Source organism: Hydrogenibacillus schlegelii (genome assembly GCF_001653195.1).
GTDB lineage: Bacteria > Bacillota > Bacilli > Thermicanales > DSM-22653 > Hydrogenibacillus > Hydrogenibacillus schlegelii.
Genome location: NZ_JXBB01000003.1, coordinates 1 through 14,708 on the forward strand (window position 1 = coordinate 1; position 14,708 = coordinate 14,708).

Sequence of the window (14,708 nt, forward strand, 5' to 3'; positions counted from 1 at the left end):
GGCGGCCAGGAAGACATGATCCTCGACGTCGCCCTGGCGCTCAAAAAACAAAAAGAAGCCGCCGCCGCCCGCTGAGGGCGGCGGATGAGTTCCCGCGGCCGATGGAGGGGAACCGATGACCGACCTTCAAGCCCTCGCCGATCGCCTGTGGGAGGCCGAACGGACGAAGACGGCGATCCCGCCGCTTACGGCCGACCACCCCGAGCTTACGCCCGACGACGCCTACCGCATCCAGCTCCTCAACATCGAACGCAAAACGGCCTTCGGCGCCCGCGTCGTCGGGAAGAAGATCGGGCTCACCTCCAAAGCGATGCAGAACCTCCTGGGCGTGGACGAACCGGACTACGGCCACCTCCTCGACACGATGCAGGTGGCCGCCGGATCGCCGGTGCCGTGGGCGCCGCTTTTTCAACCGAAGGTCGAAGGCGAGATTGCCTTCATCATGAAACGGACGCTGAAGGGTCCGGGCGTGATGTATCTGGACGTTCTCGATGCCGTCGAGGCGGCCGTCCCGGCGATCGAGATCGTCGACAGCCGCATCCGGGACTGGAAGATCAAGCTCCAAGACACGATCGCCGACAACGCCTCGTCGGGGCTCTTTCTGCTCGGGCGGGCGGCCCGGCGGGTGGAAGACGTCGATCTGGCGGCGGTGGGCATGGCGCTTTACAAAAACGGGGCGCTCGTCAACACCGGCGTCGGCGCCGCGGCCCTGGGGCATCCGCTGTATAGCGTGGCGTGGCTGGCGAACTTTCTCGGCCGCTTCGACATCGCCCTGGAAGCCGGGGAGATCGTCCTGTCGGGGGCGCTCTCGGCGGCGGTGGACGCCGCCCCGGGCGACCGGTTCACCGTCGCTTTCGACGGATGGGAGACGCTGGAGCTACAATTCGAGAGGTAAAATGAATAGGGACTCTTCCAGCCGCTCGACAATCTCGAGCGGCTTTTTGAGTTTTTACTGATTCGGTGAAGGCCATCATTTCCATGAACTTTCTACAGGTTGACAACCCTCATGATTCATTCTATAATTAAACCTGAAAATAAACAAGCCGATCGAGGGGTCCGACGAAGATCCTGGAGACGGGTTGATCTGGTGGGGCGAGCAGTTCAACCCTTTGTCCGAAGACCATGTGATGAACACCACGACGGAGGCCTGATCGATGTACGACGTCAAATACATTCAGACCGGGCAGTGGACGAGTAAAACGCTGGTCGCCGGAGATCCCGCCTCCCCGGCCGTCATCTTGCTGCACGGCGGAGGCCCGGGAGCCAATGCCGAAGCGAACTGGCGGAATGCCGTTGAAGATCTCCAAGACGCGTTTTATGTGATCGCGCCGGATCTTTTGGGATTTGGCGAGACGACCATGCCCGATCCGTTGCCGAGAGGGTGACTGGCATGGATCGGACACCGGGTGGAGCAAGTGCTGGCTCTGATGGATGCGCTTCGGGTTCCCCGGGCCTTTCTGATCGGCAATTCGATGGGCGGCGCGCTGGCATTGCATCTTTTGCTGGATGCCCCGGGTCGATTTAATAAAGCGATTCTGATGGGCTCCGCTGGCGGGCAATTTTCCCCGCCGCCCGAAATCGCTCGAATGCTGAGCTTCTATCAAGATCCGCGGGTCGATCGGTATCGGGAAATTATGCGCAGCTTTCTCTGCGATCCCATGAACACGAAAGCGTTCGCGGACTTCGACGCGATGGTTCAGCAGCGCTACCAGGCGGCGATGCGGGAGGAGCTCAAGCGGAGCTACGAAGCCATGTTCAATCCGCCGCTTCCGCCTCTGTCTCCTTCTGCATTGTCGATGATTCGGCACGAAATTCTTTTGATTCACGGCAGGCAAGATCGGGTCGTTCCGCTGGAAGGAAGTTTATATCTTTTAAGGCATCTCCCAAATGCGGAGCTGATCGTCTACGATCGCTGTGGCCACTGGGCGCAGATCGAACGCTGGGAAACGATGCGTCGGGACATCCGGTGGTTTTTCCTGTCGTAGATTAGTCGCAGACTTTGCTTCTCTTATAACGGACCACTCTCCAAAGCTGGAGATACCGGAAACACTTAAAATTTTATCGAGTGAAAGGAGAGACGTTTGATGGCTCGTAGACTGGAAGGAAAGGTCGCTCTTATTACGGGTGCGGCTAGCGGTCAAGGTCAGGCGGCGGCGGTGGTGTTCGCTCGAGAGGGAGCTAAGGTGGCCGCGGTCGACATCAACATAGAAGGATTGGAAGAGACCATACAAAAGGTTAAGGCGGTCGGCGGAGAGGCGATTGCAATTCGCTGTGATGTTTCGCAGGAAGAAGATGTGAAAAACGCAGTAGCTGAAACGGTTAAGACGTTTGGAAAGTTGACGACGATTTATAGCAACGCAGGTATTATACACAAAAACTTTATGATCACGGTCGAAGAGCTCAGCCTCGAGGAATGGGAAAAAATTCAAAGTGTGAATGTTCGCGGGACGTTTCTCGTTACCAAATATGGGATTCCGGAATTAATTAAAAATGGCGGTGGAACGATCGTGACCACGGCTTCAACCGCTGCCCTGGTCAACACCCCTGGGGGCCCTTCTTATGCCGCCTCAAAAGGAGCGATCATCTCGTTCACGCGCCATGTTGCCGCTACCTACGCGAGAAAAGGGATTCGCGCCAACGCGCTGGCGCCGGGGTACATTAAAACGGCAATGACCAAGGCAATGGAGGAATTGTTCCCTGACCTTGACCGAGTGGCCTCCGAAGCCACGCCGCTTGGACGGGGAGCGGATCCTGAAGAAGTTGCGAACGTCGCCCTCTTTCTGTCCTCGGATGAGTCTTCGTACATCACAGGAGCGGTGATCGTCATCGATGGAGGCATCACGATCGTTTGAATGCGCCATCAAAATGGAGTGAGTCGTGTCCGACATTATGGGGAACTACGGTTTATCGAACCCCAAGCGTAGAGAAAATGGACCGTGACAGGATGCAATCAAGGGCGGGGGATTGACAGCCTCCGCTCTTGATTCTAGAATTTAATCGAAATGAAAATCTACACAGAAGGGTCGAAATGGACGAGGATGCATTCACCACGATCGCGCCCGGACGGGACGTTTCAAAGCGGAACGCCGGCGCAAAACGAGCTGGATCATCGGGTGAGATCCGTTCTGCAGAAGTCCGCGGTCTTGAAAAAGCTTCCGGCCGAAGCGGAGGAGGCGCCACGGAAGATCTACGGCCGAAAGCGCGACCGCGTCTACCTTATACGTCCGGAATAAAATCTTAACGCGGGAGTTCCGACCCGGTGCGATGATCGATCCGCAGGAGATCGCCGATACGCTCGATGTCAGCCGCACACCCATTCAAGAGGCGCTCACGCGCCTGGAACAGGAGGGTTTTATCGAAATCATTCCTCAGGTCGGCATCTTCGTGCGGACGCCGACGTCGGAAGAGCTGTTTGAAAAGCTCATCAGCCGGGCGGTGCTGGAGGGCCTTTTGACCAAATGGGCCACTCCGCGCATCGGAGATGAGGAACTCCGGTTGCTGGAGGAACTGGCAGAGCTGATGAACGCGGGTCAGTTGACCGCCGAAGCGTATTCTCTTGTGAACCGCGAGTTTCATAACGTGATTCACGTCGCTTCCGGGCTTCATTACGTCCGCCTGTTGGTGGAGCACCAGTGGAACCTGGTGGACTATACCGCCGTCATCGATTTCGTCTTTCAACCTGAAAACATGCGCCGCTCGTCTGAAGACCATCTCCGGATTTTAACGCACATGAAAAACCGCGAGGCCGACGAAGCGCGAAAAGCGATGGAGGCGCACGTCATGCGGGTGGCGCATCTCCTTCGGGAAAGGTGGCGGGGATAAGTTGCGGATGGTCGTTCTTGGCGCCGGTGCGCTCGGCTCGCTCATCGGCGGATATCTCGCGCGCGCCGGGGCGGAGGTGACGCTGATCGGCCGCCCGGCCCACATGCAGGCGATTCGGGAACGCGGGCTTAAGATCAGCGGCGTTCGGGGAGAGGTGACGGTCGGCGAGCGTCTGAGGGCGGTGACGTCTCCGGAGGAAGTGGAGGGAGAATTCGACTGGCTCGTCCTTGCCGTCAAGGGGAAAGATACGGCTTCAGCGCTTGCCGGCGCCGAACGCCTGCGCGAGCGGGTGGCGGCGGCGTTTTCGGTCCAAAACAGCGTCACCAAAGACGATGAGCTGATCGCGTGGTTCGGCGATCCCCGGCGGGTGATCGGGTTTGCCACCATTGAGGGAGCGACGCTGGTTGAGCCCGGCCACGTCCGCAACCATGTGACGGTCCCGACCACGGCGTATGCCGGTGAACTAGGCGGTGAAATCACGCCCCGAGTCGAAGCCCTGGTGGCATGGTTCAATCAAGCGGGGCTTGGGGCGAAGGCAGTCGCCAATATCCGCCAGGTGGAGTGGGAAAAGCTGGCGCAAATTTGCCTGGCGTCCGGCTACTCCGTCAGCTGTCTGGCGGCCGTTCCGCACCTCGGGTTCGCCGATGGTTTGGTGGTTCGAGAAGGGGCGGAACACTACGTGGCGCTGGCCAAGGAGATCATGCAGGTCTACCGGGCGCTTGGCTATGCCCCCCAGAATTACTTTGCGCCGCTGTCGCACCTCCGGGAGCTGGAGGAGTTTCCGTTTGACGAAGCGGTGGAGTTCGCCAGAAGCGTCGGGGAACGGCTTCGGGAACGCGGCTCGGTGGGGCGAACGTCCATGCACGAAGATATCCTTCGCGGCAGACGTCCGGAGGTCGACGCTATTTTCGCGCCCTTTGTGCGGGAAGCCGATCGGTTGGGGCTGGAGGTGCCGGTCTTGCGCTCGATCTACCGAACGGCGCGCGTTTGGGCGGCTTACCTTTCGTAATCTATCTTCATCATCGATCGTCAGGTCATCTCGTCCAGGGGCAAATCATCGACCTGATCGGCAAAGGGAGCATCGTTCATGTCCAAGACCTACCGGATCGCGGCGATTCCTGGGGACGGCATCGGCCCGGAAGTTCTGGAGATCGGGATGGAAGTCCTGACCGCCGCCGTGAACACGTTGAGCGCGGGCCGGCTGCAGTTTGACCTCTTCCCTTGGGGTTCGGAGTATTATCTGCAGCATGGGCGGATGATGCCGGAGAACGCCTTAGAGATCTTAAAAGCGTATGACGCCATCTATTTGGGAGCCATCGGCGATCCGCGGGTGCCGGATCACCTCAGCCTCGAGATGCTCCTCGACCTTCGGAAAGGATTCGATCAGTACGTCAATCTGCGCCCTGTGAAACTGCTTCCGGGCGTGGAATCTCCCGTCCGGTTGAAGCCGGGCGAGACGGTGGATTTTGTGGTCGTTCGAGAAAATACGGAAGGGGAATACAGCCGCCTGGGAGGACGGTTTAAGGTGGGCACGGCGGACGAAGTCGCCGTACAAACGTCGATCTTTACCCGTAAGGGTACAGAACGCGTCATGCGCTACGCGTTTGATCTGGCGCGGCGCCGTGCGGAAGAACGTGCCCGGGAGGGGGTTGAGGTCAAGGAAGGCGGCGGGACGGCCGGAGGACCGCGACCGATGGTGACGAACTGTACCAAATCCAATGCCCTGAATTATTCCATGGTCTTCTGGGATGAAGTGTATGCGGCGGTGGCGGCCGAATATCCGGACGTTCACCGGGATCAGGCCCTGGTGGATGCCCTGGCCATGTGGCTGGTGCGCCGACCGGCGTATTACGACGTCATTGTGTCCTCGAACCTCTTCGGCGATATCCTGACGGATCTCGCCGCCGCCATCCAAGGGGGGATGGGCATCGCCGCCGGCGGCAACATCAACCCCGAACGAACCTATCCTTCGATGTTTGAGCCGATTCACGGCTCGGCGCCCAGATACAAGGGTCAGAATCGGGCGAATCCGATCGCCGCGATCTGGGCCGGGAGCATGATGCTCGAGCACCTGGGAGAGACGGCGGCGGCGCGGCTGGTGATGAAGGCCGTCGAGGATGTCCTCGCCGAAGGACGATACCGCACCTCCGACCTGGGAGGCACCAGTTCGACCACCGAAGTGGGCGAGGCGATCAAAAAGACGATCCGCAAAAAAGGGGATGCGCTGATCCGTTAAGGTTTCGAGGGGATTCAGATCTGATGAGCGTTGATGGGGGTGTAGGCGGTGAGAAACGGTCAGCGAAAAGGCCTGTGGATCGACGGCCGTTACGAAGAGACGAAAGACTGGTCACCGGTCCTTTCCAAATCCGACGGCCGGCTGCTCGCGGAAGTCGCCCGGGGAACGCGGGAAGATGTGCACCGGGCGGTTGAGGCGGCGGTCCGGGCGTATGCCGCCTACCGCACCTATCCGGCGCATGCCCGGTCGGCCATCCTCTACCGCGTCGCCCAGATGCTGGAAGAGCGAAGCGAAGCGGCGGCCCGCCTCATCGCCGAAGAGGCCGGGAAGCCGCTGAAAACGGCCCGCCTCGAGGTTCGGCGCGCCGTTCAGACGTATCGCTTCGCCGCCGAAGAAGCGAAGCGCATCGGCGGGGAGACGATCCCCATGGACGCGGCGGTCGGCGGGGAAGGACGCCTCGGGTTCACCTGGCGGGAGCCCCTCGGCGTCGTGGCGGCGATCACGCCCTTCAACTTCCCGCTGAACCTCGTCGCCCACAAGCTCGGTCCGGCCCTGGCCGCCGGCAACACCGTCGTCCTCAAACCCGCCGGGGCGACGCCCCTTTCCGCCTTCTTCGTCGCCGAGCTTTTTCATGAGGCGGGCCTTCCCCCCGGGGCGCTCAACGTCCTAAGCGGCCCCGGCGGCGAGATCGGCGACGCCCTGGTGGAACATCCGCGGGTCAAAGCCGTCACCTTTACCGGCAGCGCGGCGGTGGGAAAGCGGATCCGGGAAAAAAGCGGTCTGAAGCGCACGCTCCTCGAGCTCGGGTCCAATTCGGCGGTCATCGTCGAGCCGGACGCACCGTTCGAAATGGCCGTCTCCCGGACGGCGGAGGGGGCCTTTCAGTACGCCGGGCAGATCTGCATCTCCGTCCAGCGCATCTACGTCCACGAAGCGATCTACGACCGCTTTCACGCGGCCCTTTTGGAGAAGGTCAAGGCGCTCAAGGTCGGCGATCCGCTGGACGAAGCGACCGACGTCGGGCCGCTCATCCACGAAGGGGAAGCGGCTCGGGTGGCGGCGTGGATCGAGGAGGCGGTCGCCGGCGGGGCGCGCATCGAGATCGGCGGGGTGAAGGAGGGGCCCTATCTTTCTCCGACGCTCCTCACCGGCGTGACGCCTGAGATGCGGGTCGTGCGAGAGGAGGTGTTCGGGCCGGTGGCGACGCTCGTCCGGTATCGAGATCTGGAAGAGGCGATCGCGCTGGTGAACGATTCGCGGTACGGGCTCAACGTCGGCCTCTTTACCCGGGACATCGCCAAGGCGTTCCGGACGGCGCGGCGCCTTGAGGCCGGCGGCGTGATGATCAATGACATCCCGACGTTTCGCGTCGACCACATGCCCTACGGCGGGGTGAAGGAGAGCGGCTACGGCCGGGAGGGGGTGAAGTACGCCATCGAGGAGCTCACGGAACTCAAACTGGTCGTTGTTCATGTGGACGTCTGAGCCGCTCATCCCGAAATCGATGAGGAATGACCCTACCATGTTGAGGGAATGACAAGAGCGGAAACGGAGGCCGATGAGGATGGAATTTACGCGGAGTGAAGCCAAAGCCTGGAGCCAGGCGCATCTGCGCGATTTTTACATGTGCCCGCTTACGCCCATGACGGCGGATCTGACGCTTGACGAAGCAGGCCTTCGAGAAAACATCGAAGCGTACGTGGAGATGGGCATCAACGGTCTGGTGGTGGGCGGCTTTATTTCGGAAGGTTGGAACATGAAGCTGGCGGATTGGTATCGTTATCATGAGATCATCGCCGACGCAAACAAAGGGCGCATGGATTTGTGGACCATCATCCTTGACCCCAGCGTTCACCAGGCTTTGGAAAAAATGGCTTTCGTCGAAAAACTGGGCTTCAGCGGCGCCGAAGTGATCAATCCGGTGGTGCAGCTTCGGACAGACGATGAAATTTACGACTATTTCAAGTACCTGACCGATCATTCCAATCTGGCGATCGTCCTGTATCGGACGCCCGTCTCCGGAAAAGTGCTGAGCCTGGAGCTTTTGAAGCGCCTGGCGGAGCTGGAGACGATCGTCGGCGTCAAGCAAGGTTCCCTGAATCACGCCGAAACCTTAAAACTTCGGCGCGAGCTCCGCGATGATTTTATCGTGGCCGAGCCGTGGGAGCGATTTTTCTTGGACGACCTGCGCTACGGCGGACAGGTGATTTGGGGGGAACTGTCTTACATCATCTACGGCCAAAAGCGGCCGCTCATGAAAGAATACATGGAGCTTGCCCGGGCCGGAAAGTGGGACGAGGCCTACCGGAAATGGGCCGAGCTTGAAGCGGTGCGGGACCTCTATGACGACGTCTTCATCTGGGAAATCGCCAGGACGTCCACCTATGCGTCGGCGCTGGCGATGCTCAAGGTGTGGTACGAAGCGATCGGACTGAAAGCCGGTCCGATGCTGCCGCCGGTGCGCGACGTGGCGTCCGAACGAAAAGAGTGGTTGCGCGCGAAGTTGCAGGAAGTAGGTGTGGTATGATAAACCGAGATTATGAATGATTTACACCGTACGAAATTAACGGTCCTGATTGACAAGATCGATTAATTCTTGTATCTTAGTGTTGTAAGGCTCAAGAATTCCATGAGGAAAACCACGGATTCAAATTGGTGCGGGGAGGGGACACCATGACCAAGCTGCTGGCGCTCATTTTAAGCGGCCCGGATGAAAAAATGAAGGTCATTTCTGGATTGAGGGTGGCCCAACGGATCAAAGAGATGGGCGGAGAAGCGCGGGTGGTGTTTCTCGCTGATGGGGTCCGTGTTCCTTTGGAGGGAGCTAATGATCCCGATTTTTCCGCGGCCCTGGAATCCGTGAAGGATCTTGAATCGACGGTGTGCAAAGGAATTCTTGAACAGATGGGTGTACAGATTGAGCCGTTAGAGTTAAAAGGCTTCAATGTGGACTATGTCGGTCCGATCCTGGCCAGGGCGGCGGAGGAAGGATTTCAGATTGTAAGCTTTTAAAGGGGGGTATGGCAATGACGATTTATGCTCAGTCACGTTCGGGCGGAGAGGGGACCCATTTGCTTGAAGAAGCCCGCCGCCAGCTGGCGGTTGGGGAGCTCCCCGGAGCGATCTACCATGATCCCGAGATCTTCGAGCTGGAAATGGAGAAAATTTTCGCCCGCGCCTGGGTTTACTTGGCCCACGAGTCGGAGATTCCCAATGCGGGCGATTACGTCGTGCGGTATATCGGAAGGGATAGCTTTATTCTGATCCGCGATGAAAACGGTAACGTGAGGGCGCACTTTAACATGTGCCGGCACCGCGGGATGCAGGTGTGCCGGTCGGAGATGGGCAACGCCTCGCATTTCCGCTGTCCGTATCACGGGTGGACGTACCGGAACGACGGCACGCTGGTCGGCGTTCCGGCCGGAAAGGAAGCCTACGGTGATCGACTGAACAAGGAAGCGTGGGGGCTTATCCCGATTCCACGGCTGGATCAATACAACGGCATGATTTTCGGCTCCCTCGATCCGAAGGCGCCGTCCCTGGACGAATGGCTGGGAGACATGAAATGGTATCTCGATCTTTTTACGCGGCGAAGCGCGGCCGGCTTGGAAGTGATCGGGGCGCCGCATCGCTGGATGATCGACGCCGACTGGAAGCTCGGGGCCGACAATTTTGTCGGCGATGCCTACCATACGCTGATGACACATCGTTCGATGGTCGAACTTGGGCTTGCCCCCCGAGATCCGCAATTTGCGATGTATGGCGAACACGTCCATATTCCCGGGAAGGGGCACGGCCTTGGGATGATCGGGGCACCGCCGAACATTCCACTACCGCCTTTCTGGGGCTATCCGGAAGAGATCGTCCGCTCGCTCAAGGAAAATTACCCCTCTGAGGCGCACGTCCGTGTCGCCGAAAAGTTGAACTTCGTCCATGGAACGGTGTTTCCGAATCTTTCCATCCTTAACGTCATGATCGGCCGCGATCACGTCCATCCGCCGACTCCGATGCTGACGTTCCGGCTGTGGCATCCGATCGCGCCCGGCAAAATGGAAGTCTGGTCGTGGTTCCTGGTGGAGAAGGACGCGCCGGAGTGGTTTAAGGAGCAGAGCCGGCTCACGTACCTGCGCACGTTCGGGACGAGCGGGGTGTTTGAGCAGGACGACGCGGAAATGTGGCGCGGGATCACGCGGGCGGCTGGCGGGGAGATGGCCCGTCGCAACCGGATGAACTACCAGATGGGCATGGATCATCTGGCACCCGATCCGAACTGGCCTGGCCCCGGCGTCGCATATCCTCTGGATTACGCCGAAGCCAATCAGCGCAACTTCTATGCCCGATGGCTGGAAATGCTTGAAGCGTGAGGGGGGTTAAAAATGTCACGGACAGCGGTGGACGCCTTAGAGATTCTTAACTTTCTGCATCACGAGGCGCATTTGCTGGATGCCGGGAAATTCAACGCCTGGTTGGAACTTTTGACAGACGACATCCGCTATCGGGTGCCGGTTCGGGTCACGCGAGAGCGAGAACACGGGCCCGGCATCATCGATCACATGAGCCACTATGAAGAAGATCGGTACTCGCTGGAGATGCGGATCAAACGACTGGAAACCGAAGCGGCGTGGGCGGAAGATCCGCCGTCCCGGACGCGGCATTTCGTCACGAACGTACGCGTCGAGCCCATCGATGACCGGCATGTCCGGGTGTACTCGAATCTGCTTCTTTTCCGCAGCCGGGGTGACAGCCCGAATTTTGATCTTCTGTCCGCGGAGCGCGTTGATGTGCTGCGGCGGACGGACGGGGGCTGGAAGCTGGCGGCGCGGGAGGTCGTGCTCGACGTCTCGACCGTCCCAACGCACAATCTGGCGATTCTGTTTTGAAATTTGTAGGAGGGATGAGCGATGGGCAAACGCCGGCACTGGATCGAACGGCTGGCCCATGTGGAGCTTTTGACCCCCAAGCCGGAAGAAAGTCTGGTCTTCTTCCGCGATCTTCTGGGGCTTGAGGTGACCGCCCAAAAAGGAGATTCCGTCTATCTCCGGGGGTGGGGGGACTGGTTTCACCATACGGTGAAGCTCACGGCGGCGAAAGAGGCGGGCGTGGGCCACATCGGATGGCGCACCGAAAGCCCGGAAGATCTGGAAGAGGCGGCGCGCTTTCTTGAAGGCAAGGGCCTCGGGGTCGGCTGGGCGGAGGAAGGGGATCTCGGCCAGGGGCAGACGTATCGATTCCGACTGCCCGATGGCCATCAGGGCGAACTGTTCTTTGAGGTCGAACGCTATTCGCCGCCGTCGGAGAAAAAACCGTTGCTTAAAAACCGGCCGCAAAAGCGCCCCTATCGGGGAGCCGATGTGCGGCGGATTGACCACGTTAATCTTTATGCGTCGGATCCGACGCCCAGTCGGGAGCTCTTTCAGGAACTCGGGTTTAAATGGCATGAAGGCTTGTGGGTGAAAAATCAGGTGGAAATGGCGGCCTGGATGGCCGTCTCCAATCTCTCGCATGACCTTGCCTTCATGCGCGATCCGACCGGGGCCAAAGGTCGGCTCAATCACCTGGCGTTCTGGGTGGATACGGAAGCCGAAGTCATTCGCGCGGCGGAGCTTCTGCGGGAAGCGGGCGTGTTCATCGAATACGGGCCGGGGCGGCACGGCATCAGCGAGGCCTTTTTCCTGTACGTTTACGAACCGGGTGGCAATCGAATCGAGGTCTACAGCGGCGGTTATTTGAACTTTGACTCCGACTGGGGTCCGATCCTCTGGGATTTCGACGATCTGGCGGAACGCGCTCTCGCCACGGCGGTGGTTGGCGGGCCGCCGCCGGAGTCGATGTTTGCTTACGGAACGCCGCCGGTCATGCTGCCGCAGAGCTAAGCGAGGGGAGCCTCACGGGATGAAGCTTGAAGTGGCCAATGAATTTACCGTCGTTCATGTGCAGAAAGTAAAGACACGAAACGGAGAACGGCTGGAGATTTATTCTCCCCGATTGGGCTACCGGATTCAGCTCGATCCGCTGGAGCTCGAAAGCCTGACTTGGCAGACGACGGAAACTTTTTCTCGCTTTCTAGAGACGCCTTTTGGGCCGGGAGCGGTCGAAGCGCGATCCTTGTCTGACCTCTTGTAAGTTTAGGAAGGAGCGATCGATCAATGGCGACGCGCTGGACCGCCGAGGACTTAAAAGGCGTCATCGCGGTGGCCCCGACGCCGGCCAAAGAGGGCGCTCAGGACTTCAGGGAAACGATGACCGTCGATCTGGACGAAACCGAAAGGATGGTCAAAAACCTTTTACGGGACGGCGTCCACGGGCTCCTCACCAACGGCACGCTGGGCGAGATGGCGACGCTCACCTTTGAAGAGTGGAAGGCTTTCGCCGAAGTTGTCTATCTCACCGTTCGCGCGCACAATCCCGATTTTCCGCTTTTTATCGGGGCGACGACGCTCAGTACGCGGGATACGATCGAGCGGATGCGCTTTCTTCGCGATCTCGGCGTGCGGGGCGTGTTTCTCGGGCGGCCGTTTTGGAGCGAACTCGGTCCCGACGCCATGATCCGCTATTACCGCGACGTTACTGCCGCGTTTCCGGAGATGAGCATCGTCTTGTACGACAATCCCGAGGCGTTCAAGGGGCCGATTCCGACCCCGGTGTATCGGGAGCTGGCAAAAAATCCACGGATCATCGGGGCCAAGTACATCGCCCTGACGCCGAAATACCGGGCCGATGTCGAAGCGGTGAACGGGAAGATCCGCCTCATGCCGCTCGATTCGGACTGGCTGCAGGCGGTCGCGCTCTATCCGGTGGAGGCACAGGCATTTTGGTCGAGCAGTGCCCTCTGCGGTCCGGAGCCGGTGCTCTATCTCTGGAAGGCGGTGCAGGAGGGGCGCTGGGACGATGCCCGATGGGTGACCCAGCGCATCGAGTGGACGTATGAGCCGTTTCTGGCCCGGCAAAACTTTCGGGAGTTTTCCAAGTACAACATCCCGCTCGAAAAGATCCGATTTGACGAGGCCGGATATGTCAAAGCCGGTCCGACGCGGCCGCCGTATCACGTCGTCCCGGAAGCGTACGCGGAAGGGGCGCGGGAAAACGGCCGCCGCTGGCGGACCCTCGTCGAGGAAGTCCGAAGGCGAGAGAAGGATGCCGAAAAAAGAAAGGAGGTCCTGAAGTGAGCCGGCCAAAGACGGATCGAGACGTTTATCAACCGCGCGAGACGATCAAAAACGGGAGCGACTATCTCGAAAGCCTGCGGGATGGGCGCACCGTCATCTACCACGGTGAAACGGTAGATGATGTGACGCGCCATCCGGCGTTTGCACCGTATGCCCGGGTGATCGCCCGCATTTATGACGTCATTGCGTCGGAAGAATCGCTCCTCTACACGACGGAAACGGGGGCGCAGGCGTTCGTCCCCTATCTCCTGCCGCAAAACGTCGAGGATCTCAAGCGAATTCGCGAGGCGATGGAGCGAATTCATGCCCTTTCGGCGGGGATGATCGTACAGGGTCCAGAATATAAAGGACCGGTGATCTCCGGGTTGGGGGCGGCCGGCCCGTATTTTGTGCCTTATCAGGACAACGTGGCCCGTTTCTACACGGTTGTCCGCGACAGGCGGCTCTATCCGGGCAATGCGTTTACCGATCCGCAGATCGACCGTTCCAAGCGACCGTCGGAGTTGGCCAATCCGGATCTGGTTTTGCGCGTCGTCCAGGAACGTGATGATGGCGTCATCATCCGCGGCGCGAAGATGGTTTCGACGGCGGCGCCTTTTAACCATGAAATGCTCATCCTGCGATACGGCGGGGCCCATCGCCTGACGCCGGAGGACGCCGACTACGCTTTCATTGGCGCGGTGCCCCTTAACGCGCCGGGGCTTAAGGTGTTCAGCCGCCAATCGTTCCGCCCGCCGGTCGCCGATCCGCTGGATGCGCCGTTTTCCACGCTCTTCGATGACAACGACAGTTTTCTGTTTTTCGACGACGTGTTTGTCCCGTGGGAGCGCGTTTTCGTCTATCGCGATCCGGAGAAGGCAGACAACTGGTTAAGTCAGACCAACATGGCGGTTCAGCTCGTCTACGGCGACCTGATCCGCTGGCAGACGAAGTTTGCCTTCTACACGGCGCTTGCGGTCAAAGTGGCCAAGGCGAACGGCACCATCGGCTTCCGCGGCCAGCAAGAACGGCTCGGGGAACTGGTCGCTTGGACACAAATGATGAAGGCGCTTGTCTACGCCGCGGAGACGAAGGCGGTCCCCTATTACCAGGGGGTGATGCCGAATCCGGAGATCGTGCTTACGTTCCGTGCCCTCCGTCCGATGATCTACAAGCGCGTCGTCGAACTGGTTCAGGAGATCGCCGGAAGCGGGGCGGCGACGCTCCTATCTTCGCTGAAAGACCTGGAATCCGTTCCCGAAATCGTGGAGTTTGTCCGCGGTGCGGCCGTTGACGGCTTGGAGCGGACGAAGCTGTATAAAGTTGTATGGGATGTGGTTCATTCCGACTTTGCCAGCCGTTCTGAGCTCACGGAACGGCTTCACACCGGCAACACCGGCGACGTTCTCATCCAGCTCTTTTTTGGCGCGCAGGGAATGGGACTCGATGCCCATTACGATCAGGTGATGGAACAGGTTGAAAAATTGATTCGGGAGGTGTAAGCC

General features: G+C 59.6%; 14 protein-coding genes and 1 pseudogene. All 15 read left to right on the forward strand.

Going from position 1 to position 14,708, the window contains the following annotated elements:
- The first annotated feature begins 115 nt into the window (after nt 1-115).
- The 15 genes and pseudogenes from SA87_RS01910 (at nt 116) to SA87_RS01985 (ending at nt 14,705) form a co-directional block, all read left to right on the forward strand.
- Nucleotides 116-895 carry a 2-keto-4-pentenoate hydratase gene (locus SA87_RS01910; RefSeq protein WP_066198351.1) on the forward strand — a complete coding sequence of 260 codons (780 nt, stop codon included), beginning with the start codon at nt 116-118 and terminating at the stop codon, nt 893-895.
- Nucleotides 896-1,154: 259 nt separating this feature from the next.
- Nucleotides 1,155-1,985 (forward strand): annotated as a pseudogene (locus SA87_RS01915) (alpha/beta fold hydrolase).
- 99 nt (nt 1,986-2,084) lie between these two features.
- Entirely contained in the window at nt 2,085-2,852 is a 768-nt protein-coding gene (locus SA87_RS01920) for an SDR family NAD(P)-dependent oxidoreductase (RefSeq protein ID WP_066198354.1), read from the forward strand.
- A gap of 412 nt (nt 2,853-3,264) precedes the next feature.
- Nucleotides 3,265-3,822 carry a GntR family transcriptional regulator gene (locus SA87_RS01930; protein ID WP_066198362.1) on the forward strand — a complete coding sequence of 186 codons (558 nt, stop codon included), beginning with the start codon at nt 3,265-3,267 and terminating at the stop codon, nt 3,820-3,822.
- A 7-nt stretch (nt 3,823-3,829) separates the two neighbouring features.
- Entirely contained in the window at nt 3,830-4,831 is a 1,002-nt protein-coding gene (locus tag SA87_RS01935) for a ketopantoate reductase family protein (RefSeq protein ID WP_211258105.1), read from the forward strand.
- Between the two features lie 78 nt (nt 4,832-4,909).
- On the forward strand, nt 4,910-6,058 hold the full coding sequence (locus SA87_RS01940; protein WP_066198367.1) for a 3-isopropylmalate dehydrogenase: 1,149 nt from the start codon (nt 4,910-4,912) through the stop codon (nt 6,056-6,058).
- 48 nt (nt 6,059-6,106) lie between these two features.
- Nucleotides 6,107-7,543, forward strand: coding sequence for an aldehyde dehydrogenase family protein (locus SA87_RS01945; RefSeq protein ID WP_066198370.1), 1,437 nt, complete (start codon nt 6,107-6,109; stop codon nt 7,541-7,543).
- A 79-nt stretch (nt 7,544-7,622) separates the two neighbouring features.
- Nucleotides 7,623-8,585: a dihydrodipicolinate synthase family protein gene (locus SA87_RS01950; RefSeq protein WP_066198376.1), complete on the forward strand. Its 963-nt coding sequence runs from the start codon at nt 7,623-7,625 to the stop codon at nt 8,583-8,585.
- Nucleotides 8,586-8,731: 146 nt separating this feature from the next.
- On the forward strand, nt 8,732-9,070 hold the full coding sequence (locus SA87_RS01955) for a DsrE family protein (protein WP_066442184.1): 339 nt from the start codon (nt 8,732-8,734) through the stop codon (nt 9,068-9,070).
- A gap of 8 nt (nt 9,071-9,078) precedes the next feature.
- Entirely contained in the window at nt 9,079-10,422 is a 1,344-nt protein-coding gene (locus SA87_RS01960; protein ID WP_082718497.1) for an aromatic ring-hydroxylating dioxygenase subunit alpha, read from the forward strand.
- Between the two features lie 12 nt (nt 10,423-10,434).
- Nucleotides 10,435-10,938 (forward strand): aromatic-ring-hydroxylating dioxygenase subunit beta, encoded by a 504-nt coding sequence (locus SA87_RS01965; RefSeq protein ID WP_066198387.1) that lies wholly within the window; start codon nt 10,435-10,437, stop codon nt 10,936-10,938.
- Nucleotides 10,939-10,959: 21 nt separating this feature from the next.
- Nucleotides 10,960-11,931, forward strand: coding sequence for a VOC family protein (locus tag SA87_RS01970; protein ID WP_066198390.1), 972 nt, complete (start codon nt 10,960-10,962; stop codon nt 11,929-11,931).
- A 19-nt stretch (nt 11,932-11,950) separates the two neighbouring features.
- Nucleotides 11,951-12,181, forward strand: a complete 231-nt coding sequence (locus SA87_RS01975) for a dihydrodiol dehydrogenase (RefSeq protein ID WP_066198395.1) — start codon at nt 11,951-11,953, stop codon at nt 12,179-12,181.
- A gap of 23 nt (nt 12,182-12,204) precedes the next feature.
- A complete protein-coding gene (locus tag SA87_RS01980; protein WP_066198397.1) occupies nt 12,205-13,224 on the forward strand; it encodes a dihydrodipicolinate synthase family protein in 1,020 nt (339 codons plus the stop codon).
- On the forward strand, nt 13,221-14,705 hold the full coding sequence (locus SA87_RS01985) for a 4-hydroxyphenylacetate 3-hydroxylase family protein (RefSeq protein ID WP_066198399.1): 1,485 nt from the start codon (nt 13,221-13,223) through the stop codon (nt 14,703-14,705). The genes SA87_RS01980 and SA87_RS01985 overlap by 4 nt, the downstream gene beginning before the upstream one ends.
- Nucleotides 14,706-14,708: the final 3 nt, after the last annotated feature.